Annotated in this window: 31 protein-coding genes; 19 read left to right on the top strand and 12 right to left on the bottom strand. The window is 59.5% G+C overall.

The window, feature by feature from the left end; all coding sequences use genetic code 11:
* The first annotated feature begins 216 nt into the window (after positions 1–216).
* Complete coding sequence (locus ATU_RS06475) at positions 217–378, top strand: hypothetical protein (protein ID WP_006312647.1); 162 nt, start codon at positions 217–219, stop codon at positions 376–378.
* A complete protein-coding gene (locus ATU_RS06480) occupies positions 375–692 on the top strand; it encodes a DUF6105 family protein (RefSeq protein WP_010972656.1) in 318 nt (105 codons plus the stop codon). Before ATU_RS06475 ends, ATU_RS06480 begins: the two co-directional genes overlap by 4 nt.
* Here the strand turns inward: ATU_RS06480 and ruvX are convergent.
* Entirely contained in the window at positions 644–1,123 is a 480-nt protein-coding gene (gene ruvX / locus ATU_RS06485; protein ID WP_010971538.1) for a Holliday junction resolvase RuvX, read from the bottom strand. The genes ATU_RS06480 and ruvX overlap by 49 nt on opposite strands.
* 14 nt (positions 1,124–1,137) lie before the next feature.
* Positions 1,138–1,440, bottom strand: coding sequence for an alkylphosphonate utilization protein (locus ATU_RS06490; protein ID WP_006312642.1), 303 nt, complete (start codon positions 1,438–1,440; stop codon positions 1,138–1,140).
* Between the two features lie 84 nt (positions 1,441–1,524).
* Here ATU_RS06490 and ATU_RS06495 point away from each other — a divergent pair, with 84 nt between their 5' ends.
* The 4 genes from ATU_RS06495 (at position 1,525) to ATU_RS06510 (ending at position 4,669) form a co-directional block, all read left to right on the top strand.
* Positions 1,525–2,229 carry a metal-dependent hydrolase gene (locus ATU_RS06495; RefSeq protein ID WP_035256572.1) on the top strand — a complete coding sequence of 235 codons (705 nt, stop codon included), beginning with the start codon at positions 1,525–1,527 and terminating at the stop codon, positions 2,227–2,229.
* 126 nt (positions 2,230–2,355) lie between these two features.
* Positions 2,356–2,643: an Asp-tRNA(Asn)/Glu-tRNA(Gln) amidotransferase subunit GatC gene (gene gatC, locus ATU_RS06500; RefSeq protein WP_010971540.1), complete on the top strand. Its 288-nt coding sequence runs from the start codon at positions 2,356–2,358 to the stop codon at positions 2,641–2,643.
* A gap of 56 nt (positions 2,644–2,699) precedes the next feature.
* Entirely contained in the window at positions 2,700–4,181 is a 1,482-nt protein-coding gene (gene gatA, locus ATU_RS06505) for an Asp-tRNA(Asn)/Glu-tRNA(Gln) amidotransferase subunit GatA (protein ID WP_010971541.1), read from the top strand.
* A 20-nt stretch (positions 4,182–4,201) separates the two neighbouring features.
* Positions 4,202–4,669, top strand: a complete 468-nt coding sequence (locus tag ATU_RS06510) for a GNAT family N-acetyltransferase (protein WP_006312636.1) — start codon at positions 4,202–4,204, stop codon at positions 4,667–4,669.
* A gap of 66 nt (positions 4,670–4,735) precedes the next feature.
* Here the strand turns inward: ATU_RS06510 and ATU_RS06515 are convergent, their stop codons facing one another.
* Positions 4,736–4,993: a YjhX family toxin gene (locus ATU_RS06515; protein WP_006312635.1), complete on the bottom strand. Its 258-nt coding sequence runs from the start codon at positions 4,991–4,993 to the stop codon at positions 4,736–4,738.
* Between the two features lie 275 nt (positions 4,994–5,268).
* On the opposite strand from ATU_RS06515, the gene ATU_RS06520 reads away from it, so the two are divergent.
* Complete coding sequence (locus ATU_RS06520; RefSeq protein WP_010971542.1) at positions 5,269–5,778, top strand: GNAT family N-acetyltransferase; 510 nt, start codon at positions 5,269–5,271, stop codon at positions 5,776–5,778.
* Here the strand turns inward: ATU_RS06520 and ATU_RS06525 are convergent.
* The gene (locus ATU_RS06525; protein ID WP_035256576.1) at positions 5,760–6,092 is read right to left on the bottom strand and encodes a DUF1294 domain-containing protein; all 333 of its coding nucleotides are present in this window, start codon (positions 6,090–6,092) and stop codon (positions 5,760–5,762) included. The genes ATU_RS06520 and ATU_RS06525 overlap by 19 nt on opposite strands.
* Before the next feature lie 151 nt (positions 6,093–6,243).
* On the opposite strand from ATU_RS06525, the gene gatB reads away from it, so the two are divergent.
* The 5 genes from gatB to ATU_RS06550 all read left to right on the top strand — a co-directional run bounded on the left by gatB (position 6,244) and on the right by ATU_RS06550 (position 10,002).
* Positions 6,244–7,749: an Asp-tRNA(Asn)/Glu-tRNA(Gln) amidotransferase subunit GatB gene (gene gatB / locus ATU_RS06530; RefSeq protein ID WP_010971544.1), complete on the top strand. Its 1,506-nt coding sequence runs from the start codon at positions 6,244–6,246 to the stop codon at positions 7,747–7,749.
* A gap of 208 nt (positions 7,750–7,957) precedes the next feature.
* The gene (locus ATU_RS06535; RefSeq protein WP_010971545.1) at positions 7,958–8,455 is read left to right on the top strand and encodes a GNAT family N-acetyltransferase; all 498 of its coding nucleotides are present in this window, start codon (positions 7,958–7,960) and stop codon (positions 8,453–8,455) included.
* Positions 8,452–8,925, top strand: a complete 474-nt coding sequence (locus tag ATU_RS06540) for a GNAT family N-acetyltransferase (RefSeq protein WP_006312626.1) — start codon at positions 8,452–8,454, stop codon at positions 8,923–8,925. The genes ATU_RS06535 and ATU_RS06540 overlap by 4 nt, the downstream gene beginning before the upstream one ends.
* A gap of 109 nt (positions 8,926–9,034) precedes the next feature.
* Positions 9,035–9,433, top strand: coding sequence for an NADH:ubiquinone oxidoreductase subunit NDUFA12 (locus ATU_RS06545; RefSeq protein WP_006312623.1), 399 nt, complete (start codon positions 9,035–9,037; stop codon positions 9,431–9,433).
* 131 nt (positions 9,434–9,564) lie between these two features.
* On the top strand, positions 9,565–10,002 hold the full coding sequence (locus tag ATU_RS06550; protein WP_006312621.1) for a DUF2155 domain-containing protein: 438 nt from the start codon (positions 9,565–9,567) through the stop codon (positions 10,000–10,002).
* 13 nt (positions 10,003–10,015) lie between these two features.
* Here the strand turns inward: ATU_RS06550 and aat are convergent, their stop codons facing one another.
* The 5 genes from aat to ATU_RS06575 all read right to left on the bottom strand — a co-directional run bounded on the left by aat (position 10,016) and on the right by ATU_RS06575 (position 13,840).
* Positions 10,016–10,630: a leucyl/phenylalanyl-tRNA--protein transferase gene (aat, locus tag ATU_RS06555; RefSeq protein WP_010971546.1), complete on the bottom strand. Its 615-nt coding sequence runs from the start codon at positions 10,628–10,630 to the stop codon at positions 10,016–10,018.
* 6 nt (positions 10,631–10,636) lie between these two features.
* On the bottom strand, positions 10,637–11,983 hold the full coding sequence (gene accC / locus ATU_RS06560; RefSeq protein ID WP_010971547.1) for an acetyl-CoA carboxylase biotin carboxylase subunit: 1,347 nt from the start codon (positions 11,981–11,983) through the stop codon (positions 10,637–10,639).
* A gap of 12 nt (positions 11,984–11,995) precedes the next feature.
* On the bottom strand, positions 11,996–12,484 hold the full coding sequence (gene accB / locus ATU_RS06565) for an acetyl-CoA carboxylase biotin carboxyl carrier protein (RefSeq protein WP_010971548.1): 489 nt from the start codon (positions 12,482–12,484) through the stop codon (positions 11,996–11,998).
* Between the two features lie 25 nt (positions 12,485–12,509).
* The gene (gene aroQ, locus ATU_RS06570; RefSeq protein ID WP_006312617.1) at positions 12,510–12,947 is read right to left on the bottom strand and encodes a type II 3-dehydroquinate dehydratase; all 438 of its coding nucleotides are present in this window, start codon (positions 12,945–12,947) and stop codon (positions 12,510–12,512) included.
* Between the two features lie 125 nt (positions 12,948–13,072).
* Entirely contained in the window at positions 13,073–13,840 is a 768-nt protein-coding gene (locus ATU_RS06575) for a DsbA family protein (protein ID WP_006312616.1), read from the bottom strand.
* A 173-nt stretch (positions 13,841–14,013) separates the two neighbouring features.
* Here ATU_RS06575 and ATU_RS06580 point away from each other — a divergent pair, with 173 nt between their 5' ends.
* The gene (locus ATU_RS06580) at positions 14,014–15,171 is read left to right on the top strand and encodes a pyridoxal phosphate-dependent aminotransferase (RefSeq protein ID WP_035215228.1); all 1,158 of its coding nucleotides are present in this window, start codon (positions 14,014–14,016) and stop codon (positions 15,169–15,171) included.
* 27 nt (positions 15,172–15,198) lie between these two features.
* Here the strand turns inward: ATU_RS06580 and ATU_RS06585 are convergent, their stop codons facing one another.
* Positions 15,199–15,882 carry an ArsR/SmtB family transcription factor gene (locus tag ATU_RS06585; RefSeq protein ID WP_006312614.1) on the bottom strand — a complete coding sequence of 228 codons (684 nt, stop codon included), beginning with the start codon at positions 15,880–15,882 and terminating at the stop codon, positions 15,199–15,201.
* A 74-nt stretch (positions 15,883–15,956) separates the two neighbouring features.
* Here ATU_RS06585 and ATU_RS06590 point away from each other — a divergent pair, with 74 nt between their 5' ends.
* From ATU_RS06590 to ATU_RS06600, 3 genes are all read left to right on the top strand, one after another.
* Positions 15,957–16,283, top strand: coding sequence for an NIPSNAP family protein (locus ATU_RS06590; RefSeq protein ID WP_006312613.1), 327 nt, complete (start codon positions 15,957–15,959; stop codon positions 16,281–16,283).
* Entirely contained in the window at positions 16,280–16,645 is a 366-nt protein-coding gene (locus tag ATU_RS06595; protein ID WP_006312612.1) for an antibiotic biosynthesis monooxygenase family protein, read from the top strand. The genes ATU_RS06590 and ATU_RS06595 overlap by 4 nt, the downstream gene beginning before the upstream one ends.
* Positions 16,646–16,772: 127 nt before the next feature.
* Positions 16,773–17,477: an SDR family oxidoreductase gene (locus tag ATU_RS06600; protein ID WP_010971549.1), complete on the top strand. Its 705-nt coding sequence runs from the start codon at positions 16,773–16,775 to the stop codon at positions 17,475–17,477.
* A gap of 113 nt (positions 17,478–17,590) precedes the next feature.
* Here ATU_RS06600 and ATU_RS06605 read toward each other — a convergent pair whose 3' ends face one another.
* A complete protein-coding gene (locus tag ATU_RS06605; protein WP_010971550.1) occupies positions 17,591–20,524 on the bottom strand; it encodes an Rne/Rng family ribonuclease in 2,934 nt (977 codons plus the stop codon).
* A gap of 259 nt (positions 20,525–20,783) precedes the next feature.
* On the bottom strand, positions 20,784–20,924 hold the full coding sequence (locus ATU_RS26535; protein ID WP_006312597.1) for a hypothetical protein: 141 nt from the start codon (positions 20,922–20,924) through the stop codon (positions 20,784–20,786).
* Between the two features lie 245 nt (positions 20,925–21,169).
* Between ATU_RS26535 and ATU_RS06610 the strand changes: the two genes are divergently transcribed.
* The 3 genes from ATU_RS06610 to prfB all read left to right on the top strand — a co-directional run bounded on the left by ATU_RS06610 (position 21,170) and on the right by prfB (position 26,423).
* Positions 21,170–22,429 (top strand): N-acetylmuramoyl-L-alanine amidase, encoded by a 1,260-nt coding sequence (locus ATU_RS06610; protein ID WP_010971551.1) that lies wholly within the window; start codon positions 21,170–21,172, stop codon positions 22,427–22,429.
* A 316-nt stretch (positions 22,430–22,745) separates the two neighbouring features.
* The gene (locus ATU_RS06615; protein ID WP_006312594.1) at positions 22,746–25,193 is read left to right on the top strand and encodes a penicillin-binding protein 1A; all 2,448 of its coding nucleotides are present in this window, start codon (positions 22,746–22,748) and stop codon (positions 25,191–25,193) included.
* Positions 25,194–25,291: 98 nt separating this feature from the next.
* Positions 25,292–26,423, top strand: a protein-coding gene (gene prfB, locus ATU_RS06620) for a peptide chain release factor 2 (protein WP_113519808.1) whose coding sequence is annotated in 2 segments (ribosomal slippage) — positions 25,292–25,360 and positions 25,362–26,423 — 1,131 coding nt in all. Because the reading frame shifts where the segments join, the coding sequence is not laid out codon by codon here.
* Positions 26,424–26,448 lie beyond the last annotated feature (25 nt).

Genomic DNA, 26,448 nt, shown 5'->3' on the forward strand with positions numbered 1-26,448 from the left:
GGCGGGCGCGACGTTAATGAAAAATCAGCCATGTTTTCACCGGACGCGCAACCGCCCGGTGTTTTCGTCCGTTCACGATGCACATTTTTTTCCACATGTCGCCCGCCTGTCGTTAACCATAATGACAGCTTTCATTTGCCTAGCCATGACGGCGGGTCCAGTGTGGATTAACGAAATGTTAACCATGCGCAATGACTGCGCATAAGGGAGCCGCAAGTGAACCGCTGGACAGCCTTGGGCGTCATGATGACGTTTTTTGCTATGCTGCCGTTGGATATCGACGCGCCGGCGCTGAACCTATGCCTGATGGCTGCGGTGCGCTGGGCGGTGCTTGCTGGCATTCCTGATACGATTTTTGTGCGGGGGCAGACGGCATGAAGTGGTTTTTGATCCTCTGGGCCGGCCCCGTCGCGCTGCTGGGCAGCTGGTACTGGCTGTCCTATTACGACATGAGCTTCGGCTTTTACATGCTCACGCGTCAGACCCATGACCTTGTATTCGAGATCTATGGCAATATTCTCGGCATTCCGCCGGAAAACCTGCCGCCAATGGTGGCACGCGCCATAGCGGTCGATAGCCTGATCGTTTTTGCGATCCTTGCATACCGCAAGAGAAAGCAGATCGCCGCCTGGTGGCAGGGCCGTCAGTCGGCCGCGCGGGTCAGCGCGGAAAGCCTGTCCAGCGCGCCCTGAAGAATGAAACTCGCGGCCGCCGAATCGATGCGTTCGGCCCGCTTGGCGCGTGAGACGTCCATTTCCAGAAGCGCGCGCTCTGCCGCGACGGTTGAAAGCCGCTCATCCCAGTAAATAAAGGGCAGGGCGGTTTTTTCGCCCATGGTGCGCACGAAGGCGCGCGTCGCCTGCGCGCGTGGTCCGGCTGATCCGTCCATATTTATCGGCAGGCCGATGACGAAGGCGGCAACCTTCTCCTTTTCGGCAAAAGCCAGCAGCACCTGCGCATCCTGCGTGAATTTCACCCGCTTGATCACCGGACGCGGCGTCGCGAAACGACGCGAGAGGTCCGACATGGCAAGCCCGATGGTCTTCGTGCCGAGGTCGAGGCCGGCAATCGCCTGTGCGGGCTGCAGCGTCTGTGCCAGTTCCTCGATGGTGAGTGTCGCCATGTCGCGTGCTGCCTTTATCTTTTACGGACGAATTCGGTGCGCAGCACCAGACCCTTGACCGCATCATGCCTGCAATCGATCTCTTCGGGATTGTCGGTCAGGCGGATCGACTTGATGACGGTGCCCTGCTTGATGACCGTGTTGGTGCCCTTGACCTTCAAGTCCTTGATCAATGTCACGGAATCGCCGTCTTCAAGCACATTGCCGGCGGCATCGCGCACTTCCTTTGCACGGGCTGCCTCGGCGGCCAGTTCGGAAGCCGGCCGCCATTCGCCGCTCGCTTCGTCATACACGTAATCGTCATTATCCGCGGCCATTGTCGCCTCTCTGAAATATCGGTAGTGCGGTTGTTCAGGCCGTCCTATGTCATAATATACCGGCAATACAAAGGAGAACTTCCCATGAAACTCACCTGGCTCGGCCATTCCGCCTTCCGTCTTGAAAACGGCAGTGCGAAGATCCTCATCGATCCGTTCTTCACCGGCAATCCCGGTTTTGCCGGGCAGGATGGCAAATCAGCGGCCGAAGGCATCACCCATATTCTCCTGACCCACGGCCATGGCGACCACGTCGGCGATACCGTGCAGCTTGCCCGCGAAACGGGAGCCACCGTGCTGGCGAATGCCGATCTTGCCGCCTGGCTGTCCGCAAAGGGTGTCGCGAAAGTCGATATGGGCAATACCGGCGGGACCGTACATTTCGACGGCTTCTCCGTCACCTTCACCAATGCGCTGCATTCCTCGGCCCAGATCACCGAAGACGGCGTCTCCCATTCGCTCGGCAATGCCAACGGCCTGATGCTGCATTTCGAGGATGGCCCGGCCGTCTATCACATGGGCGACACGGACATCTTCTCCGACATGAAGCTCATCAACGAACTGCACCAGCCGGATATCGGCCTGGTGCCGATCGGTGATCGCTTCACGATGGGCGGTGCCGTGGCGGCGCTCGCCTGCCAGCGCTTCTTCAAGTTCCAGAATGTCATTCCTTGCCACTACGGTTCCTTCCCGATCATCGATCAGACGCCGGACAAGTTCGTGGCCGGCATGGAAGGCGCGGAAGCGCGTGTTCACACGCCGAAGGCGGGCGATACATTGTCCTTCTGAAGCTCCGTGAAGAGCATGTCGTTGCCGCAAAACCGCTCCGCAGTTTGACGCGACATGCTTTCTACCGTTGCGAAGGACGGACATGGTGATTATAGCGAATGGGAAATATCCCATCGGAGTAAAACCATGTCCGTCGATCTCGCCACCGTAAAGCGCGTTGCGCGCCTTGCCCGTATCGCTGTCAGCGAAGAAGAAGCACAGAATATGCTCGGCCAGCTGAACGGCATACTCGGTTTCGTGGAGCAGCTTTCGGAAGTGAATGTCGATGGCGTCGAGCCGATGACGTCAGTCACGCCGGTGGAGATGAAAAAGCGTGCAGACGTGGTGACCGACGGCAACAAGGCGGACGACATTGTCGCCAATGCGCCCGCGACCGACCGGGACTTCTTCATGGTCCCGAAAGTGGTCGAATAATCCGACCGCCGTTTGCCGCCCGATTTTTCCGAGATTTTCGAAAGCCGTTGCCGACCATGACCGACCTGACGAGCCTGACCATTGCCGAAGCCCGCGAAAAGCTGAAGGCGAAAGATTTTTCCGCCCTTGAGCTGACCGATGCCTATCTCTCCGCCATCGACGCGGCGAACGGCGCGCTGAACGCCTATGTGGCGCTGACGCCTGAAAAGGCGCGCGACATGGCAAAGGCCTCCGACGAACGCATCGCCTCAGGCTCGGCTGGCGAGCTGGAAGGTGTTCCGCTCGGCGTGAAGGACCTGTTCGCCACCCGCGATGTGCACACGCAGGCATGTTCGCATGTTCTTGACGGCTTCAAGCCGAAATACGAATCCACCGTCACCCAGAACCTCTGGGATCAGGGCGCCGTCATGCTCGGCAAGCTCAACATGGACGAATTCGCCATGGGCTCGTCCAATGAAAGCTCCTGGTACGGCCCGGTCATCAACCCCTGGCGCGCCAACGGTTCCGAGCAGAAGCTCGTTCCCGGTGGTTCCTCCGGCGGTTCGGCCGCTGCCGTTGCCGCGCATCTCTGCGCCGGCGCCACCGCAACCGACACAGGCGGCTCCATCCGCCAGCCCGCGGCCTTCACCGGTACTGTCGGCATCAAGCCCACCTATGGCCGCTGCTCGCGCTTCGGCATCGTCGCTTATGCTTCCTCGCTCGATCAGGCTGGCCCGATTGCCCGTGATGTGCGTGACGCGGCGATCCTGCTGAAGACCATGGCAAGTGTCGATGCCAAGGATACGACCTCCGTTGATCTGCCGGTGCCGGATTACGAAAAGGCCATCGGCCAGTCGCTGAAGGGCCTGAAGATCGGCATTCCCCGCGAGTACCGCGTCGATGGCATGCCGGAAGAGATCGAAAAGCTCTGGGCCAAGGGCGTCGAGTGGCTGCGCGATGCGGGTGCCGAGGTGGTCGATATCTCGCTGCCGCACACCAAATACGCGCTGCCCGCCTATTACATCGTCGCACCGGCGGAAGCCTCCTCCAATCTCGCACGTTATGATGGCGTGCGCTACGGCCTGCGCGTCGACGGCAAGGACATTGCTGACATGTACGAAAAGAGCCGTGCGGCCGGTTTCGGCAAGGAAGTGCAGCGCCGCATCATGGTCGGCACATACGTGCTTTCGGCCGGTTATTACGATGCCTATTACCTCAAGGCGCAGAAGGTCCGCACCCTCATCAAGCGTGACTTCGAAAACGTCTTCCATGAAGGCGTCGATGCCATCCTGGCGCCGATCACACCGTCTTCCGCCTTCGCAGTCGGTGACGAGGAACTCGCTTCCGATCCGGTGAAGATGTATCTCCAGGACGTCTTCACCATCACCGTCAACATGGCTGGCCTTCCCGGCCTTTCGGTCCCGGCCGGTCTCGACGGCAAGGGGCTGCCGCTCGGCCTGCAGCTCATCGGCAAGCCTTTCGAGGAAGAAACGCTGTTCAAGACGGCCCATGCCATCGAACAGGCCGCCGGCAAGTTCACCCCTGCCAAGTGGTGGTAAGCGACCTCAAGCTCAGAGACATGAACGAAGCCGATCGCCATGCGGTCGGCTTTGTCGGTTTTGCTGCCTGGCGTGCGGGTGACGCCTTTGACGCCTCCTATCTCGATTCCTATGTCGTCGAGCGGGTGAGGGGCGAATTCGAAAGCTTCGCCAAGTCTCCGACCGGTGATGTCGTCGTGGCCGAAATTGACGGTGTTGTTGTTGGCTGGGGCGCTTGCGATGCGAAGCCCCATCATATTTCCGATCTTTGGGTTGACCCAAACTGGCAGGGCAAGGGGATTGGCAAAGCGCTGATCGTCCATTTTCTCGACAGGATGCGGGCTGAAGGCTTGCCGCTTGCCACCATCGACACCCATGCGAGAAATCGCGCCGCCATCGGTCTTTACGAGCGTTGCGGATTTGAAATCGTCTGGCGCGGCATGGAATGGTCCGACATTATGAAGGTCGAACTAGAGAAGGTAAAGCTCGAGCAAAAGCTCTCGCCATAACGTGTTTGCACCGTCGACGCTGCGCGACGAAATGCCGGGCGACAGCATTGCCGCCGCCCGGTCGGCTTATCGATTGTCCAACTCACCCCGCACCAGTTCCAGCCCGCGTGTGGTGATGCGGTAAGGTTTGCCGCCGGAAGAGGCTATCGCCCTCTTCTGTTTCAGCTTTCGGAAGGTGAGGAGATCGAGGCCGCCGAAAATCCAGCCATCGCGCGTATAAAGCGTGATTTTCTCGATTTTGCGGGTATCGTCTCGAACGAGTTCAATTCTGCCGCCCTGGGCGAGCAGGTGAAGAATGCGCTGTTCGGCGCGGGAAATGTCCATTTTTTGGAAGTCCGGTCGGCGTCATCTAGACGCGTGAAAGCAACCCCGGGTGCCGTTAAGGCAGCCGGCTCGGTTTCATATGGCCCGGCGCGCAAGAAACTTGCGGGCAGGGCCGTTACCGGGACTCCGATTGAGCGAACATAAAAACTCCGTTCTTGCCAGTTCTGGATATTGCGCAAGGCGGGCACGGTCAAGCCTGCTGTGAGCACAGCGAAACCACACTGGCCGAATCGCGCCACCGATGTTTTACTTTGCACGGCCATGGAGGGCGCGGCTTGATCGTCATTCGCAATGCGTACGAGCAGGAAGCGGAGGTTCTGGCAGCCATCGGCCTCAGGGCATGGCGGCAGGCGACCGCGGCGCTTGGCATCACATCTACGCTTTACGACAATGCGGCCAGCGCCTTTTCCAATTTCACCCGCTCCTCATGGCTTACCATGCGCGTGGCGGAATTCGGCGGTTCGGTTGCCGGATGGGCGGCGCGGGAGCATTTCGACGAGACGATTACGGATTTCTGGATCGATCCGGATTTTCATCGCAGGGGGATCGGCAGCCGCCTGTTGGGCGACGTCGAACGTCTGATAGAGGAAAAGGGTTTTGATGCCATCCGGCTTGAAACCCACGCCCAGAACGAACCGGCCGTCGCCTTCTTCCGCCGCCATGGCTATAGCGTCCGCTGGCTCTCCGTGTCCTACGCGCCGAAGCTCGATCGCGAGGTGCAATCGGTGGGCTTGCAGAAGCAGCTGGCCGAGGTGGAGAGCGGCCTTTATGGGCCCATGTTCTGAAGCAGGGTTTTCAGGACGCCTGCAAGCTGCATCGGCCAGTCCGGCATGATGGCGAGGGATGCGACAAGACCCGCCTGCAATATCACGATGGTTAGCAGGATGCTGCGGAACGGTTCCTTGCGTGTTTTATGCCGCAGCAGCTGTTGCGCCGAAATCGCGCCCATGCTGCCGCCCACGAGAGCAAGAGATAACAGCGTGCTTTCCCGAATGCGCCAGCCACTGTTTCTCGCCGCTTGCCTGTCCCACCAATAGACAAGAAAGACGAAAAGATTGAAGGCGATATAGGTCATGAAGCAGAGAGCGATCATGGTCATGACGTGAATTGAAACTGAAAGGCGTAAAAAACACGTATCCGGTGCTGGCGAAAATCCGGCGTATGGCGCTACGGGGTGCAAGATGTCTTGCGCCCGCGCTGCATTTGTTCTACCCACCAAGGCCAAAGAACCCGTATATCGTGAGCTTCAGATGACCCTTGTAGACGTGCGCACCCCCGACCCGAAACGCTTCATTCCCGGCGCCACCGGCGATTGGGAAATCGTGATCGGCCTCGAAGTCCATGCGCAGGTTCTCTCCAATTCCAAGCTGTTTTCCGGCGCGTCCACCACTTTCGGCAATGCGCCGAATTCCAACGTCTCGCTGGTGGACGCCGCCATGCCCGGCATGCTGCCCGTTATCAACGAGGAATGCGTCAAACAGGCCGTGCGCACGGGCCTCGGCCTGAAGGCGAAGATCAACAACCGTTCGATCTTCGACCGCAAGAACTACTTTTATCCGGATTTGCCGCAGGGCTACCAGATTTCGCAGTTCAAGGACCCGATCGTCGGTGAGGGCACCATCACCATTTCGCTCGGTCCGGACCGCCAGGGCAACTTCGAGGATATCGAGATTGGCATCGAGCGCCTGCATCTGGAGCAGGACGCCGGCAAGTCGATGCACGACCAGCATCCGACCATGTCCTTCGTGGACCTGAACCGTTCGGGCGTGGCGCTGATGGAAATCGTCTCCAAGCCGGACATGCGCTCGTCGGATGAGGCCAAGGGTTACCTCACCAAGCTGCGCTCCATCGTCCGTTACCTCGGCACCTGCGACGGCAATATGGACGAAGGCTCGATGCGCGCCGACGTCAACGTCTCCGTGCGCCGCCCGGGCGAAGGTTTTGGCACGCGCTGCGAAATCAAGAACGTCAACTCCATCCGCTTCGTCGGCCAGGCCATCGAATACGAGGCGCGCCGTCAGGTCGCCATTCTCGAAGATGGCGGTGTCATCGATCAGGAAACCCGCCTGTTCGATCCCGGCAAGGGCGAGACGCGGTCCATGCGCTCCAAGGAAGACGCGCATGACTATCGCTATTTCCCGGATCCCGATCTGCTGCCGCTGGAATTCGATGATGCTTTTGTAGAAGCTCTGAAGGTCGATCTGCCAGAGCTTCCCGATGACAAGAAGGCCCGTTTCGTGGCCGATCTCGGCTTGTCGGTCTATGACGCCTCGATTCTCGTGTCGGAAAAGGCGATTGCCGATTATTATGAAGCCGTTGCCGCCGGTCGCGATGCGAAGACCGCTGCCAACTGGGTGATCAACGATCTTCTCGGTGCGCTGAACAAGTTCGGCAAGGATATCGAGACGACTCCGGTTTCGCCCGACCAGCTGGGCGGCATCATCGATCTCATCAAGGCTGAGACCATTTCCGGCAAGATCGCCAAGGACCTGTTCGAAATCGTCTGGAACGAGGGCGGCAACCCGGCCGAAATCGTCGAAGCCCGCGGCATGAAGCAGGTGACCGACACCGGCGCCATCGAAAAGGCTGTTGATGATATCATCGCCGCCAACCCGGATCAGGTCGAGAAGGTCAAGGCGAAGCCGACGCTTGCCGGCTGGTTCGTCGGTCAGGTGATGAAGGCGACGGGCGGTAAGGCCAACCCGCAGGCAGTGCAGGCACTGGTCAAGGCCAAGCTCGGCATCGAGGACGAGTAAGCGGAGGCTGCCTCTTGCCGTAGAAGCATTGAGGCCGACAGCTCTCATCCGTCATCCTCGGGCTTGTCCCGAGGATCTAACGACCCACAAGGTCAAACATGCTCAGATCCTCGGGACAAGCTCGAGGATGACGTCGAGTACGAATGACTGACATCACTTCTGCCGGGATCAACGCCCGGCTTTTTCTATTCTGAGACGGAGCGCCATCATGTTTTTCATCCGCACGGCAGGTCTGCGAGATATCGAGCCGGTACGCACCCTGCTCGCCACGACATGGCACGCCACCTATGACGCGATCTACGGCGCGGACAAGGTGAACGAACTGATCGCCGTCTGGCATTCGCCGCAGGCCATGAAGGACCGCGTTGAAAAAAAGGGCGGCGAGTTTCTGGTGGCCGATGACGGCAAGCGGATCGGCGGCATGGCCTATGGCTCCATGTCCACCAAGATGGCGAAGACCGCCCTGCTGCACCAGCTTTATGTGGCGCCCGATCTTCAGCGTCAGGGTGTGGGCCGAGATCTCTTCGCCGAACTCGAAACCTGCTTTCCGGATGCGGAAATCATGCGTCTTGAGGTGGAGCCTAAAAATACTGTCGCAATCGCCTTTTATGAAGGCGTCGGATTTGTCGAGGTGGACCGAATCGAGCGCATGGCGGGCATCGAGGGGCTGCCCGGCATCGTTATGGAAAAGAGCCTGACCCGATGAATGCGACATTACAAAAGCTGATTATACGCACGGCGCGCGAAGACGATCTGCCGGCGCTCGCCGCCATCTTTGCCGCCGACGACATCGGTGGCCACGGCGATACGGCCGACGAATCGGCGCAACCGGATTATCTCGCCGCCTTCAGGGCGATCGACGCGTCGCCCAGTGAAACGCTTTATGTGGCGGAACTGGATGGCGAGGTGGTCGGCACCTTCCAGACGGCGATCCTGACCAAGCTGGTCGGGCGAGGGGCGAAGTCGATGGTGATCGAAGCGGTGCAGACGCGCGCCGACATGCGTGGTCGCGGCATCGGCGCGGTGATGATCAATCATTGCCTGGAAGAAGCCCGCCGTCAGGGCCTGAACGCCGCGCAGCTTACCTCCAACATGGCCCGGCTGGACGCGCATCGCTTTTACGAGCGGCTGGGTTTCGAGAAGCGGCATCTGGGCTTCAGGATGAAGCTGAAATAGCGCGGATATATCTCGAAATGCTGGACAATTGCCGTGAGGGGCGGCATAAGCATGTCTTGTGCCGTGCACGGAAAATCGCTGCGGCGCATTCAAGCCCGAGGAACGTAGAATGAAGACTCTCCTGACGCAAATCTTCACCTGGTGGAATGGCCAGACGATCGGAACGCGGTTTCACACCTGGCGTTTTGGCAAGAAGGTAGGACAGGACGAGTTGGGCAACACCTATTATGAAGGCGGCACCACTTCCTGGGGCATGCCGCGCCGCTGGGTGATCTACAACGGTTACGCCGAAGCGTCGGCGATTCCGCCGGGCTGGCATGGCTGGATGCATTACCGCACCGACGTGCCGCCGAGCCAGGAAAGCTACACAGCTCGCGACTGGCAGAAGCCACATCAGCCCAACCATACCGGTTCATCAAAGGCTTACCGCCCGCAGGGATCGCTGGCCGTGGCCGGCGAGCGCCCGCGTGTGACCGGCGACTACGACGCCTGGACGCCCGGCAACTGAATTATCGCGATGCGCGGTGTTGTGCAAAACACCGCGCTTGTATCCGGCCTCACCGGTTTTTGCCACATTCCGCCCTTAGGCGTTGATCCGGTCGGCGTCTCGACACAGGCAAATATTTGGAGACATATCGTATGAGGAAAATCACGCGGGATCGTTCTTTGCGTGCGCTGACAGTCTCGCTGTTTGCGGCGGTCTCTGCTGTCCTCATCGTATCACCCGTCGCCGCCGCCCGTCTGGAAAACCGCGTCGCGGTGTTTTCCGGCATCGACAAGATCACCGGCCGCATCACCTCCTTCGATGTCTATATCGACGAGACGGTGCAGTTTGGCGCGCTTCAGGTGACGCCGAAGGTCTGTTATTCCCGCGACCAGACGGAAACGCAAAAGATCGACGCCTTTGTCGAAGTCGACGAAATCACCCTCGATCGCAAGATCCGCCGTATTTTCACCGGCTGGATGTTTGCCGATAGCCCCGGCCTCAACGCCGTGGAGCACCCGATCTATGACGTGTGGCTGACGGGTTGCAAGCAGGACTCCGAGGTTCCAGCTCCCTCAACGGCAAGCAAATAACCTAACGTAAAGACTAGAATTGCAGGCTCGGCCGGTTGACGGCGAGATCGAGCATTCTTGCATAGTCCAGCTTGGGCACGTCTATCGCGCCGAACGTCTTCAGATGTTCTGTGGTGAATTGCGTGTCGAGCAGCACGAAGCCCTTCGCGTTTAATCGCTCCACCAGATGGACGAGGCAGATCTTCGACGCATTGGTGCGGCGGGAAAACATGCTTTCGCCGAAGAAGGCAGCACCCAGAGAAACACCGTAAAGCCCGCCGACAAGCTCATCACCCTCCCATGCCTCAACGCTGTGGGCATGACCGATCTGGTGCAGCTCGGTGTAGAGCCGGCGGATGGTGGCGTTGATCCAGGTGCTTGGCCTGTCCGCCGCTTCCGCCGCACAGCCCGCCATGACATCTTCGAAAGCGGTGTTGAAGCGTATCGCAAACGGCTTCTTGCGCATCGCCTTGGCGAGGCTTTTGGAAACGTGGAAATCATCGAGCGGAATGATACCGCGTATCTCCGGCTCGACCCAGAAAAGCTCGGGATCATCAGCCGAATCGGCCATGGGAAACAGGCCGGCGGAATAGGCGCGCAGCAGAATATCGACCGTTATGTCGTTGTTTCTGCTGCGCCGCCCAGCCATATCGTCTTAGTGAGACGCGTCACCGGCCAGATACTTCTCCAGCCAGTGAATGTCGTAATCGCCGTTCAGAATATCCTCGTTCTGAAGGAGATCCTGGAAAAGCGGCAGCGTGGTCTTGATGCCATCGACGACGAATTCGTCCAGCGCCCGACGCAGGCGACGGATGCACTCGTCACGGTCGCGACCGTGAACGATCAGCTTGCCGATCATGCTGTCGTAATAGGGCGGGATCTTGTAGCCCTGATAGGCACCCGAATCGACGCGAACGCCAAGGCCGCCCGGCGTGTGGAAATAGGTCAGTGTGCCCGGCGACGGAACGAAGGTGCGCGGGTCTTCGGCATTGATACGGCATTCGATGGCATGGCCATGAAATTCGATATCAGCCTGTGTGACCGACAGGCCCTGACCAGAAGCGACCCTGATCTGTTCCTGCACGAGGTCCATGCCAGTGATCGCTTCCGTCACTGGATGCTCCACCTGCAGACGGGTGTTCATTTCGATGAAATAGAACTCGCCGTTTTCATACAGGAACTCGATGGTGCCGGCGCCGCGATATTTCAGCTTGCGCATCGCGTCGGCGCAAATTTCGCCGATTTTCATGCGCTGTTCGACTGTGAGAGCCGGTGAATTGGCTTCTTCCAGCACCTTCTGGTGGCGGCGCTGAAGCGAGCAATCGCGCTCGCCAAGGTGAACGGCATTGCCTTCGCCATCGCCGAAAACCTGCACTTCGATATGGCGCGGCTTGCCGAGGTATTTTTCCATATAGACGGCATCGTTGCCGAAGGCTGCTGCCGCTTCGGAACGGGCAGTCGCAACTGCATCTTCCAGATCGGCTTCGGTCTTCGCCACCTTCATGCCGCGGCCGCCACCGCCTGCCGTCGCCTTGATGAGGACCGGGAAGCCGATCGTCCGGGCGATTTCCAGCGCATTTTCAGGCTTCACTTCGCCATCCGAACCCGGAACCACGGGAATGCCGAGTTCCTGTGCCGTCTGCTTGGCGGTGATCTTGTCGCCCATGATGCGGATATGTTCGGCGGTCGGCCCGATGAAGGTGATGCCGTGGGCGTCGAGAATATCGGCGAACTTGGCGTTTTCCGACAGGAAGCCGTAACCGGGGTGAACGGCATCCGCACCTGTGATTTCGCAGGCCGCAACGATCTGGTGGATGTTGAGGTAGCTGTCACGCGAGGGCGGCGGGCCGATGCACACACTTTCGTCGGCAAGGCGCACATGCATCGCATCCGCATCTGCCGTGGAATGCACGGCGACGGTCGGAATGCCAAGCTCTTTCGCGGCGCGCAGGACGCGCAGCGCGATTTCGCCGCGGTTGGCTATAAGGATCTTCGAAACCATGCTGAACCGCCTTTATTCGATGACCACGAGGGCTTCGCCATACTCCACGGGCTGCGAGTCGTTGACGATGATTTCCACCACCTTGCCGGACTTGGGGGCCGGAATCTGGTTCATGGTCTTCATGGCCTCGACGATGAGGATTGTCTGGCCTTCCTTGACGGTGGCGCCAACTTCAATGAAGGGGCGGGCGCCCGGGGCAGGCGAGAGATAGACCGTGCCGACCATCGGCGAAGATACGGTGTTGGCCGGGTTGCGGGCTGTTGCTGCAGTTGCGGCCGGGGCCGCAACTGCCGGTGCGGCCGCAGGCGCTGCTGCTGCCGGTGCGGGCGCATAAGCGGCGGGGGCTGCGGCATAGACCGTGGCGGGAACGGGAGCCGCGCGGGAAACGCGGATGCGCAGGTCTTCCTGCTCCACTTCGATTTCCGAAAGGTCGGTATCATTGAGGATATTCGCGAGTTCGCGGATCAGTTCCTTGTCGATACCCTGTTTCTTTTCAGACATGACAAACCCTATTCTTTGTTTCTTTTTATGCCGTGATGTTCTTCAGCGCGTGAAGCGCCATGACGTATCCATATGGTCCGAAACCGCAGATCATGCCCTTGGCTGCGGGCGAGACCATTGATTTGTGGCGGAATTCTTCCCGTGCATGGATATTGGAGATGTGCACTTCCACGACCGGAGTCGAAATTGCGCGAATGGCGTCGTGCAGGGCGATGGAGGTGTGGCTGTAAGCGCCGGGATTGATGACGACACCCGCCGCCCGCTCGCCCGCCTCATGCAGCCAGTCCACGAGCACGCCCTCGTGGTTGGATTGGCGAAATTCCACCGAAAAGCCGAGATCGGCTCCGGCGTTCACACAATCGTTTTCTATGTCTTTCAGCGTTTTGCCACCGTAGATACCCGGTTCCCGTTTTCCCAGCATATTGAGATTGGGGCCGTTGATGACGATGATGATATTGCTCATTCGCGTTTCCATAAGAAAATCAGCGACACCTATAGACTGCGCAGCCTTCAAGGAAAAGCCCCTGCAAGCCGTAAAGCGCAGGGGCTGCCCCTTATCTCACAGGCAATAAAGGCCTTTCATCTGAATCACGAGCAGGTTGCTTTACCGCAGCTGCGCATGTTGGCGATTTTTTCCTTCAGCGGGTCGGCACCAACAGCACCGAAAACCGCCTCGTCGCCGACGATATAGGAGGGCGTTCCGGTGATGCCGAGGCTGGTTGCCAGCTTGTAGGTTTCCTGCACCTGCGCGTCATTGGGGTTGTCAGCCATCGATTTGCGGATATCGGCTTCCTTGAGGCCAAGCGAGGTTGCGACTTCCATAGCGCTGTCTTCATTCGCCCGTCCACGGCCGCCGAGCAGGGTGCGCTGGAATTCGGCATATTTGGCCGGCGCCAAAAGCTTCACGGCGTTGGAGACGCGATGTGCGGCAACCGATTCCGGCCCGAGGATCGGGAACTCCTTGAGGACGACGCGGACCTTCTTGTCGCCCTTCAGGATATTGTCCATGTCGCCCATGGCGCGTTTGCAGTAACCGCAATTATAGTCGAAAAATTCGACCAGCGTGACGTCGCCATCGGGATTGCCGAGCGCCAGGTCGTATTTCGATTCGAAGATGGCCTTCTTGTTGTCGGCAACCGCTTCCGCGGCCTTGGCGTTGCGCGAAGCATATTGCTTGCGTTCAAGCGCGTCCTGAACCTCGAGCATGATTTCCGGGTTCTCGATCAGATACTGCTTGATGAACTCGCCCATTTCTTTCTTCTGCTGCTCATCGAGCGCATGCGCGGGCAGGCAGGCGAATACCGTTGAAAGGGCCGTCACGCTGGCGAGAAGGGTGGAACGGAGAAAATGCGCCATATCGGTCCTCATTCTGTTCGGCCGCAGCCTCTTGAAATCTTATGAAGGCAATTACCTTACTTTAAGCCAAATGCCATACGGCAAAAATACTTGTCCGCATTATGATCGCATGATTGTGAAGATCGTGATTCTGCGGCAAGTCTGCGAAATACGGTTCAGGAAAGAGCATGCCCTTGATTACGATGTCGAAGCGGAGCGCAGTCGAACCCTTTCATGCCATGGATATCCTGGCGGAGGCGAACCGGCGACGGCAGGCGGGACGCCCCGTCATTTCCATGGCGGTCGGCCAGCCGTCCCACCCCGCACCGAAAGCCTCGCTGGCAGCCGCGCAGGAGGCGTTAAAGCACGGGCGGATCGGCTACACTGATGCACTGGGCCTGCGCGAGCTGCGCGAGGCAATCGCCGGCCATTACCGGCTGCGCCATCAGGTCGCCATCGATCCGGCGCGCATCGCCGTGACGACAGGTTCGTCCGCCGCCTTCAATCTTGCCTTCCTCGGCCTTTTCGATGCCGGCGATCATGTTGCCATCGCAAGGCCCGGTTACCCGGCCTATCGCAATATTCTGAAAGCCCTCGGTCTCAATGTCGTGGAAGTGCCGGTCACGGCCGAAACCGGCTACACGCTGACACCGGCAAGTCTCGAACGCGCGGAAACGAAAGCCGGCTGCAAGCTGAAGGGCGTGCTTCTGGCAAGCCCCGCCAATCCCACCGGCACGGTTACCGGCCGCGAGGCGCTGAAGCGGTTGGCGAGCTATTGCGAAAGCCGCGACATGGCCTTCATCTCCGATGAGATCTATCACGGCCTCACTTTCGTCGGGGAGGAGACGAGCGCACTCGAAATCACCGATAGTGCCGTGGTCATCAATTCATTTTCTAAATATTATTGCATGACCGGCTGGCGCATCGGCTGGATGGTCCTGCCCGAAAATCTCGTCCGTCCGGTCGAGTGTCTGGCCCAAAGCCTCTATATCTCACCGCCGGAACTGTCCCAGCTGGCGGCAACCGCGGCCTTTTCGGCAGCGGAGGAGCTCGATGTCTACCGGGAAAGCTACCGCACCAACCGCGATTTCCTGATGGCGCGCCTGCCGGAAATCGGACTGCCGCTGGCATCCCCGATGGATGGGGCATTTTACGCCTATGTTGATACCAGCCGTTTTTCCAATGACAGCATGGATTTCGCCAAGCGCATGCTGGCGGAAATCGATGTGGCGGCGACACCGGGCATGGATTTCGATCCCGAGGAGGGCCACAGGGCGCTGCGCATTTCCTATGCGGGTTCGGTATCTGACATTGCCGAGGCGGTGGGACGTATTGCCGGCTGGCTGAAATAAACCCGCAACGGCCGCCTCTTTCCGAAATCAGGCGGGCGTGCAGCCGAAGGTGCCGACGAAGGCCTTTTCACCTTTTGCCGTGAAGGTCAGCACACGACCGTTTCCGCGCCGCAGCCAGTCGCGCTGCTGCATGGCGTCGAGCAGCGATGCACCGAGGCCGCCGCCGAGGTGATGGCGGCGCTCGCTCCAGTCCAGGCAATGCAAGCACACCGGCCGCCGAGCCTTTTCCAGCGGCGATAGATCGATACCGAAGCTCGAGAAGAAATCGCGCCCGTCATCCGTCAGCACCGGGTCGTCACCTGATGTCACCAGTCCCTTAGCGGTAATGGCGGAAAGCAGCGCAACACCGCTTTCCCCGGCCAGGTGGTCGTAGCAGATGCGTGCCTCACGCAGCGCCTTGTCCTTCGGCCCGGTGCGGACGCGGACCGCACCCGTGCGTTGCGCAAGCCCCATCAAGGCTTCCAGAACCTGCGCCACATCTTCGTCGGAGAGACGGAAATAACGATGTCGCCCCTGTTTTTCCGCCTTCAGCAATTGTGCCTCTGAGAGCTTGGACAGGTGCCCGCTGGCGGTTTGCAGGGTCACGCCGGCGGCTTCCGCAAGCTCGCTTGCCGTCAGCGCACGTCCATCCATCAACGCCGTCAATATGTTGGCGCGGGCGGGGTCCCCGATCAGGGCGGCGACATTGGCGATAAGGGGTCCGTCTTTCATGCTTCGATGGTAGCCGAAGCATTGATGTTGCGCAATGGTATAAAAAGGAGAGACAGAAAACGAGGAGACCAACGATGTTGACCTGTTTCATCCGCTACGAGATCGACCCTTTCAAGGTCGATGCCTTTGAGCGATATGCCCGTAACTGGGGCGAGGCGATCCCGCGCTGCGGTGCTGATCTCATCGGTTATTACGCGCCCAAGGAGGGGTCGAGCACGATTGCCTATGGCGTCTACAACATCGAAAATCTCGCCGCTTACGAAGCCTACAGGGCACGGCTCGCCGCCGACCCGGCGGGGCGGGAAAACTATGAATTCGCCCGCCGGGAACAGTTCATCCGCCGCGAGGACCGTCTGTTCCTCCGCCTCGCCTCCGCCCCGCAGACGGGAGGCGGGCAATGATCGCCGTCATCTTCGAGGTCTGGCCGGCTGAGGGTGAAAAACAGCATTATCTCGATATAGCTGCCGGCCTGCGTGCCGAACTCGAAACAATCGATGGTTTCCTGTCCATCGAAAGGTTTCAGAGTATCAGCAATCCGGAAAAGATGCTCTCCCTGTCCTTCTTCCGGGATGAACAGGCGGTGAGGGCGTGGCGCAACACCCTGCCACATCGCACGGCGCAAGCTCTGGGCCGATCCGGCGTCTTTTCCGACTATCGGTTGCGTATTGCACATGTCATTCGCGATTATGGCTTGTTGGAACGGGAAGAAGCGCCAGCCGACAGCCGGGACGCCCATCCGGTAGAGGGGAGCAGCTTGGGCTGATATTCCCAGCATCAGTTTTTCTGCATGCCGCTGTAAGGCTTTCTGGTTCGAACTCGTCTTTGAAACCCGTTATAGATGGGTCAATGTGGTGCAGGACCACCCGTCGGACTGGATAGGGAGAAGAGCGATGTCGGCAGAAAAAGTGGCTATTGTAACGGCAGGTGGCAGCGGCATGGGGGCGGCCGTGGCGAAACGCCTGGCGGCGGACGGTTACAGGCTCGCGATCCTGTCCTCCTCCGGCAAGGGCGAGGCGCTGGCGAAGGAACTGGGCGGTATCGGTGTCACCGGCTCCAACCAGTCCAATGACGACCTCCAGCGACTGACGGATCAGACGCTCGAGAAATTCGGTCGCATCGACGTGCTGGTCAATAGCGCCGGGCATGGCCCACGTGCCTCCATTCTCGATATTACCGACGAGCAATGGCACACCGGTCTCGATGTCTACCTGATGAACGTCATCCGCCCAACGCGGATCGTCGCGCCCATCATGGTGAAGCAGAAGGCCGGTGCGATCGTCAACATCTCGACGGCCTGGGCTTTCGAACCGAGCAGCATGTTCCCGACATCGGCAGTGTTCCGGGCCGGCCTTGCCTCCTACAGCAAGATTTTCGCCGATACCTATGCGGCCGACAATGTGCGCATGAACAATGTCCTGCCCGGCTGGATCGACAGCCTGCCGGCTACGGAAGAACGCCGCGACAGCGTGCCGATGCAGCGCTACGGCAAGAGCGAGGAAATCGCTGCCACCGTGGCGTTTCTCGCGTCCGAAGGGGCAGGGTATATTACCGGGCAGAATATCCGGGTTGATGGTGGGCTGACGCGGTCTGTTTGACGGGCGGTTATATCGACCCTCTTTCCTGTGACATCGTCTGGCGCTCCAGCATCGACAAAACAAAACGCCCGCAACGATGTTGCGGGCGTTTTGTTTATTCCGTGTCACTTCTCTCAGAAGAAGCCTTTGCGCTGCCACCAGCCACCCTTGCGTGGCTTCGGCTCATCGCCATCAGGGTTGCTCGCAGGCGAACCGGAAGAGGTGACGACCGGTTCCGAACTGGAAACATTGCTGCCCCGGTTCGCGCGGGTCTTTTCTTCGGTCCCAGGAACGTCCGCTCCCGGTGCCAGACCGGCTGAGGCTTCACCGACCTCTTCGATGGCGACATCGACGACAGTCGCTTCAACGACGACCGGCTCAATGATTACCGGCTCGACCGTTTCGACGGTTTCGGCCTTTGGCGCCTCTTCGGTTTCGGTTTCGGTCTTGGTTTTCGCCTTGCGGGTGCGGCGGGGCTTCTTCGGGGCTTCTTCTGCCACGACGTCGGCAACCACACCCTCCACCACTTCGGCGGCGGTGGCGGGCTCTTCCGTTACCGGCGCTGCAGTGGAAACCTCTTCACCTTCCGCGCCTTCACCTTCCGTCTCGCCGTCGGCGCCTGCAGCATCTAGAGCATCGTCACGGTTACGGCGACCGCCACGCTTGCCGCGACGACGGCGCTTGCGCTTGCCGTCTTCGTCGGCATTTGCAGCTTCATTCGCACCGTTTTCGTCGGAATCTGCACCGGCCTCATCGGTTTCGACGCCATCGTCGTCGCCTTCGGCATCGTCGTCTTCCGCGTCATTGCCGGACTGGCCATCGAGCGCACCGTTCTGCTCGTTCTGACCACCCTTGCCCCGACGGCGGCGGCGACGCTTGCGCTTGCGCTTGCCGTCCTCGCCATTGTCACCCTGCGGCTGCTGGCGTGGCTGGGCGCTTTCGGCCTTGACGATTTCTTCCTCTTCTTCGTCCTCTTCCACCTCGATGACGATATCGTCTTCTTCTTCAACGAAGCTCGGAAGCATCTGGATGAGGCTTTCGATCTTCACCGGATTTTCGACGGCTTCGCCGCGATCGATGGCGAAATGCTGCGCCCCGACACTGGAATCGGCGGCGATGATGATGGCGACGCCGAAGCGGCCTTCGTAATCGACGATCGAGCCGCGCTTGTGGTTGAGCAGGTAGAGCGCCGTTTCCGGCGTGCAGCGCACGGTGATGTTGTGGGTGGTGTTGCGCAGCAGATATTCCTCGACGCCGCGCAGCACATGCAGCGCGATGGAGGATTCCGAACGCACATGGCCCGTGCCGCCGCAATGCTGGCAAACCTGCGTGGTCGATTCCAGCACCGAAGCGCGGATGCGCTGACGCGACATTTCCAGAAGGCCGAAATGCGAGATGCGGCCGACCTGAATGCGCGCCCGGTCGTTTTTCAGGCAATCCTTGAGCTTCTTCTCGACGGAGCGGTTGTTGCGCTTTTCTTCCATGTCGATGAAGTCGATGACAACGAGACCAGCAAGGTCGCGAAGACGCAGCTGGCGAGCCACTTCTTCCGCCGCCTCAAGGTTGGTCGTGAGCGCGGTTTCTTCGATGGAATGCTCGCGGGTCGACCGACCGGAGTTCACGTCGATGGCAACCAGAGCTTCCGTCTGGTTGATGATGAGATAACCGCCGGATTTCAGCGTCACCTGCGGCTGCAGCATCCGGTCGAGCTGGGCTTCGATGCCCGAGCGCGAGAAAATCGGATGAATGTCGCGGTAGGGCTGAACCACCTTGGCGTGGCTCGGCATCAGCATCTTCATGAAGTCTTTCGCTTCACGATAGCCTTCTTCGCCTGAAACGATGATCTCGCTGATATCCTTGTTATAAAGATCGCGGATCGAGCGCTTGATCAGCGAGCCTTCCTCGTAAACAAGGCAGGGGGCCGTGGAATTCAGCGTCAGCGTGCGGACGTTTTCCCACAGGCGCATCAGATATTCAAAGTCGCGCTTGATCTCGACGCGGGTACGATTGGCGCCTGCGGTGCGCAGAATGACGCCCATGCCCTGCGGAACCTCCAGATCGCGCGCGATTTCCTTCAGGCGCTTGCGGTCGGTCGGCTGGGTGATCTTGCGGGAAATGCCGCCGCCACGCGCAGTATTCGGCATCAGCACGGAATAACGGCCTGCAAGCGACAGATAGGTGGTGAGTGCAGCACCCTTGTTGCCGCGTTCTTCCTTGGCAACCTGGACCAGAAGGATCTGGCGGCGCTTGATGACTTCCTGGATACGGTACTGCTTGCGCGGCTTGCGCGCGACGCGATCCGGAACTTCTTCCATGGCGTCTTCGGCACCGACGGACTCAATCACTTCCTTTTCGTGATGATCGTCATCATCGTCGTCGTCATCATCGTCATTGCCGCGACGAAGGCCTTCGACTTCCTCGGAAATCGTGTCGGTATCGACCATTGCGGCCATGTCGCCGCCGGTGCTGCCGTCGTCTTCAGAAGACGCTTCTGCCGCCTCGGCTGCGATTTCTTCAGCTGTCTTCTTCTTGGCGCGGGGGCGGCGAACGCGCTTCTTCGGCTTTTCTTCCTCAGCCGGCGCTTCTTCGGCGACGACCTCAACGGCCGTTTCTTCAGAAACTGCTTCCGAAACGGGTGCGACTTCTTCCGTGACGGCGACGTCGGTGGTTTCGCTTGCGGCAACGATGCCGACATCCGGCTGATCCACCTGCGACAGGTCGATCATCGGCGCGCCGGACTCGGGCGCATCGGCCGATTCGAAATCGTCGCTGCGGCGGTGATCCTCGGCTTCCGCCTTCAAGAGGGCCTGACGGTCCGCGAGCGGAATCTGGTAATAATCCGGATGAATTTCCGCAAAGGCGAGAAAGCCGTGGCGATTTCCACCGTAATCGACGAAGGCCGCCTGAAGGGAAGGCTCAACGCGCGTCACCTTGGCAAGGTAGATATTGCCGCGGATCTGTTTCTTGTGCTCCGATTCAAAATCGAATTCTTCGATCCGGTTCCCACGGACAACGACTACGCGTGTCTCCTCTTCGTGGGAGGCGTCGATAAGCATTTTGTCTGCCATGTAAGCTGTGCTCCTCGGCGCAGCCTTGTTTTATACGAGAACAGGCCCGCCGCATGGACGAGCCTTTCATATGAGTGCAAGGATGTGCCGGAAATGAAGTCTCCTGCCGGGCCTCTGTAAACTGGCAGCATCCGGACCGACGGCGAGGCGCTTGGCCTGCTCCTGGTATCCGGTTCATGTGAAAACTGCTGCGACATCATTGGCCAGGCGGAACGACAATAATATATAGACCCCTTGGGGTCCGATGAATTTGCTCTCCTCAGAGCGGCGGTGGCAGCGCCACCGGGTAGGTCTCCGGCCACGGCCGGAATTGATCCAGTTTCAGGATAAATGTAACGACGGCAGATGATTGCCCGATGTGCAGCGCCAGCGTCTTTTCCGATTGGCAGCCGGCGGGCATCTATCCCGTCAACACTTTTAACCCTCACATGCGTTGTATGTTTTCTCTGTCATAATAGCAATAGGCTGGCTAAATATGCCATATTGTTGGTGGAATTTCCGGGTTAAGAATTGGTTCACCAAGGCCTGCGATTGTGGGGCGCAAAGGCGTAAACTATCGTGCGGCGTGGATGAAACGGCACCATTGCCGGCACTTTTCCGCGCCGTTTATCGAAAATGACTGAAATACGGAATTTCTTGAGGGCCATGGATTTCACGCGCAGCGCAACGATATCAGGCGGGGCAGGGCGGCTTGGCGCGCGAATCGCGCGGCTTGCGTCGGCTTTGGCATTTTTCGTCGCCACCTTAGTCTCCGTCGTGCCGACAGCCCATGCGGCGGAGCCGCTTGTCGCCCACCAGGCGCGGATCATCGGTGATGAGGCGCGCACGCGCATCGTTCTCGATTTTGCCGAAGAGCCGGAATTCGACGTTCACTATCTCGATTCGCCCGCCCGCATCGTCGTCGACTTTCCCGCGGTGAATTTTGCGTTCCCCACGTCCGACCTCAAACCAACAGGCCTTTTTTCGGATATACGCTTCGGCACCATGGGGGAGAACAGTGCCCGCATCGTGCTGACGGCGAAAAAGCCTGTTCAAGTGACGGTTGCCGAAACCAAAAAGGGCGATGACGGCCAGTCTTTCCGTTTCGTACTCGATGCCGAGATCACCACCAAGGGCAAGTTTGCGGAACTGGTGAAGGATCAGCAATGGCGCGCGCCAGCCCCGGTGACAACGGCCGCGATCACGCCCGATGACAAGACATCGCGGCCAGCGGAATTCGTCATCGCGGTCGATGCCGGCCATGGCGGCATCGACGCAGGCGCCACTGGCGGCACGACGGGCACCGAGGAAAAGGTCATCACCTTGACCTTTGCGAAGGAGCTTGTGGAGCGGTTGAACCGCGAAGCGGGCATCAAGGCCTTTTTAACGCGTGATTCCGACACCTTCCTCGCCTTGTCGGAACGGGTGACAATCGCCCGCCAGAACAATGCCAATCTCTTTATATCCCTTCACGCCGACACGCTGAAGCAGAAGGGAATTCGCGGCGCCACCGTCTATACCCTGTCGGACCGGGCATCCGACCGGCAGGCGCAGGAGTTGGCAGAGCGCGAAAACAAGTCAGACCAGATTGCCGGCGTTGCCGCTTCCACGGAGCCGCCGGAGGTCGCCGATATTCTCCTCGATTTCACCCGCCGCGAGACCCAGGCCTTTTCGGTAACGCTGGCCGAAAACATCGTCTCTTCCTTCGAGGGGCAGGTTGGCCTTATCAACAATCCGCACCGTTATGCCGGTTTCATGGTTCTCCGCGCCCATGATGTGCCGTCGGTGCTTCTTGAGCTTGGGTTCCTTTCGAATGCGGAAGACGAAAAGCTGCTTCTCGATATCGAGTGGCGCAAAAAAGTAGCCGACACATTGGCAACGGCCGTCGGGCGATACCGTTCCAAGGCCCTGGCGAATGGCGGCTGATAGCGGTGGAGACGCTGTTGCCGCCCTGCCATTGATCGTGGAAAAAGCTGTTCAATTCTAAGGCTTGCGGTCGATTAACGACCCGAAGCCCTATTTTACTCACATTCGCCGCGTTACTCGGAAACCGGATTCGGTGGCAATCCGTATAGCGTCGGTGCGTGATTGCGGGCCTGCGGCCCGGTAACATATCAGCGAATGCTGCCATATCCGGCTTGTCATCGAAGGTATGGTGTGCAAAACGGCACGCGATATGCAAGGATGCGCCCGTATTTCGTCGGGCGTTGATGGTTACGATTCGAATTATCGGTAGCTTGGTATGATCAGACTGATTGGATATTTTTTCGGCTTGGCCAGCGTGCTCTTTCTGTGCGCTGCCGTCGTCGGTGCGATTTATTTGCACGGCGTGACGAAGGACCTGCCGGATTATGCAGTTCTGAGCACGTATGAACCGCCGGTAACGACCCGTGTGCACGCCGGCAACGGTGCTCTGATGGCAGAATATGCCCATGAAAAGCGCCTTTTCCTGCCCATCCAGGCAATTCCCGACCGCGTGAAGGCCGCCTTCCTGTCCGCCGAAGACAAGAATTTCTACAATCACCCCGGTGTCGATATCTGGGGTCTCGGTCGCGCCATTCTCGTCAATCTCCAGAATCTGGGCTCTGGCCGCCGCCCGGTCGGCGCTTCCACCATCACCCAGCAGGTTGCGAAGAACTTCCTTCTGACAAACGATCAGACCATCGACCGCAAGCTCAAGGAAGCCATTCTTTCCTTCCGCATCGAGCAGACCTATTCGAAGGACAAGATCCTCGAACTTTATCTCAACGAGATCTTTTTCGGCCTGAATTCTTACGGCATCGCCGGCGCGGCGCTCACCTATTTCAACAAATCGGTGACGGAACTGACTATCGCCGAGACCGCCTATCTCGCATCGCTGCCGAAAGGCCCGGCCAATTACCATCCGATCCGTCGCGAAAAAGCAGCGCTGGAGCGCCGCGACTGGGTGATCGACCGTATGGCCGAGAACGGCTATATCACCGTTGCCGACGCCACCGATGCCAAAAAGCAGCCGCTCGGCGTCAATCTGCGTCGCGGCGGCGCCCATATTGCCGCATCCGATTATTTCGCCGAGGAAGTCCGCCGCCAGATCGTCGAGAAATATGGCGAAGAAGCGCTTCTCGAAGGCGGGCTCTCTGTTCGCACCTCTTTTGATCCGCAGATCCAGATGGAGGCGCGCAAGGCGCTTCAGGATGGGCTTGTGCAATATGACGAACGCCGCGGTTTCCGTGGGCCGATCGAAAAGATCGAGACGGCCGGCGACTGGACGGCGGCGCTGGCCAAGGTCAAGGGTCTCCGGGACGTTCCCGAATGGAAGGTTGCCGTCGTACTCGCCGTTGCCGCCGATGGCGTCGATATCGGTGTCCAGGCCGACCCGGATGCGGAAGATGGCGACAAGCGCACGCGCGGCCATATCTCGGCTGAAAACATGCGCTGGGCATTCCGTGACGCCAGCGGCAAGAAAGCGACATCCAAGTCGCCGGTCGGCGTTGTGACGGCGGGCGACGTCGTCTATGCGCAGCCGCTTTCCGGCTCTGGCAACGAATACCGTCTGCGTCAGCCGCCGAAAGTGCAGGGTGGCATGGTGGTGATGGACCCGCATACCGGCCGCGTTCTGGCCATGGTCGGCGGCTTCTCCTACGCGCAGTCGGAATTCAACCGCTCCACGCAGGCCATGCGCCAGCCGGGTTCGTCCTTCAAGCCGTTCATCTATGCGGCCGCGCTCGACAATGGCTACACGCCGGCATCGGTCATTCTCGATGCACCGATCGAAGTCGTGTCGGGCGGTCAGGTCTGGAAACCGCAGAATTACGGCGGGGGTTCCGCGGGTCCGTCGACGTTGCGTCTCGGCATCGAAAAATCCCGTAACCTGATGACCGTGCGCCTGGCGCAGGACATGGGCATGAACCTTGTGGCGGAATATGCCGAACGCTTCGGCATCTACGACAAGATGCCGCCGCTTTTGTCCATGTCGCTCGGTTCGGGTGAAACCACTGTCATGCGTATGGTCTCGGCCTACTCGGTCCTTGCCAATGGCGGCAAGCAGATCAAGCCGACGCTGATCGACCGCATTCAGGACCGTTACGGCAAGACGATCTTCCGGCACGAGGAGCGCGGCTGCGAGGGCTGCAATGCGACGAGCTGGCAGAACCAGGACGAGCCCGTCATCGTTGACAATCGTGAGCAGGTTCTCGATCCGATGACTGCCTACCAGACGACGTCCATGCTGGAAGGCGTGGTGAAGCGCGGTACGGCGGCGGGCAAGATCAAGGTCGATCTGCCTGTTGCCGGCAAGACGGGCACGACCAATGATGAAAAGGACGCCTGGTTTGTCGGTTATACGCCCGACATGGTCGCCGGCCTCTATATCGGTTTCGACTCGCCGGCACCGCTCGGTCGCGGCGGCACCGGTGGCTCGCTGTCAGCGCCGATCTTCGGTGAATTCATCGCCGATGCGGCCAAGCATCTGGAGCCGAGCAAGTTCATCGTGCCTGCTGGCATGAACTTCGTCGCCGTCAACCGCAAGACAGGCATGGCGGCGGCTGAAGGCGAACCGGACACGATCATGGAAGCGTTCAAACCCGGCACGGGTCCGGCTTCCACCTTCTCGGTGATTGGTGCTGAAGGCTACATGTCGCAGGAAGACATTCTGAAGACGTCGCCGCAGGCACAGCAGGCCATCACTGGCGGTGGCGGCGGTCTTTATTGACATCAGTCATGACGTTTGGCGGGGGCGCGGGTCTTTACATCCGCGCCCCCCGCATTTATTTGAGCTACAAGTTTCAATGAAGGTGAAGAACCAGCGAAATGCGCAATGAAATCGTGAACGTAGTCGATGAAATCAAGCAGGCCATAAGCCTGCTGAGGAGGCATCTTTGACTGGGATCAGGCGATAAGACGACTGGACTGGTTGAACAATAAGGCAGAGGACCCGACCCTCTGGAACGATGCCTCCGAAGCCCAGAAGCTGATGCGCGAACGCCAGCAGCTGGATGACAGCATCAACGGCGTCAAGGCGCTGGAGCAGCAGCTCAAGGACAATATCGAGCTGATCGAACTCGGCGAGATGGAAGGCGACGATGAGATCGTCAAGGACGCCGAAGATGCGCTGAAGGCGCTGAGAAGCGAAGCGAACCGCCGCCAGGTGGAAGCCATGCTTTCCGGCGAGGCCGACAGCAACGACACCTATGTGGAAGTGCATTCCGGCGCCGGCGGCACCGAAAGCCAGGATTGGGCGAACATGCTGCTGCGCATGTACACCCGCTGGGCGGAGCGTCAGGGCTTCAAGGTCGAAGTTCTCGAAATCCACGATGGCGATGAGGCGGGCATCAAGTCGGCCACCATTCTGGTCAAGGGCCATAACGCCTTTGGCTGGATGAAGACGGAATCAGGCGTGCACCGCCTCGTTCGCATCTCGCCCTATGACAGCAATGCCCGGCGTCACACCTCGTTTTCTTCCATCTGGGTCTATCCGGTGGTCGATGATTCGATCCAGATCGACATCAATGAAAGCGATTGCCGTATCGATACCTATCGCTCGTCCGGTGCGGGCGGCCAGCACGTCAACACCACTGACTCGGCTGTGCGTATCACGCATATTCCGACCGGCATCGCCGTTGCCTGCCAGCAGGAGCGCTCCCAGCACAAGAACCGCGCCAAGGCGTGGGACATGCTGCGCGCCCGCCTCTATGAGGTGGAACTGCAAAAGCGGGAAGAGGCGGCCAATGCGCAGGCCGCATCCAAGACCGATATCGGCTGGGGCCATCAGATCCGTTCCTACGTTCTCCAGCCCTACCAGCTGGTCAAGGACCTGCGCACCGGCGTGGAAAGCACCGCGCCCGGCAACGTGCTGGATGGTGACCTGAACGAGTTCATGGAAGCCGCACTTGCCCATCGCATCAGCGGCGGCGCGGATGTGGAGGTCTCGGATATCGATTAAGACGCCCCGGCGCGTCGATCGGAAA

This window comes from Agrobacterium fabrum str. C58, assembly GCF_000092025.1.
In the GTDB taxonomy this organism is placed as follows: domain Bacteria; phylum Pseudomonadota; class Alphaproteobacteria; order Rhizobiales; family Rhizobiaceae; genus Agrobacterium; species Agrobacterium fabrum.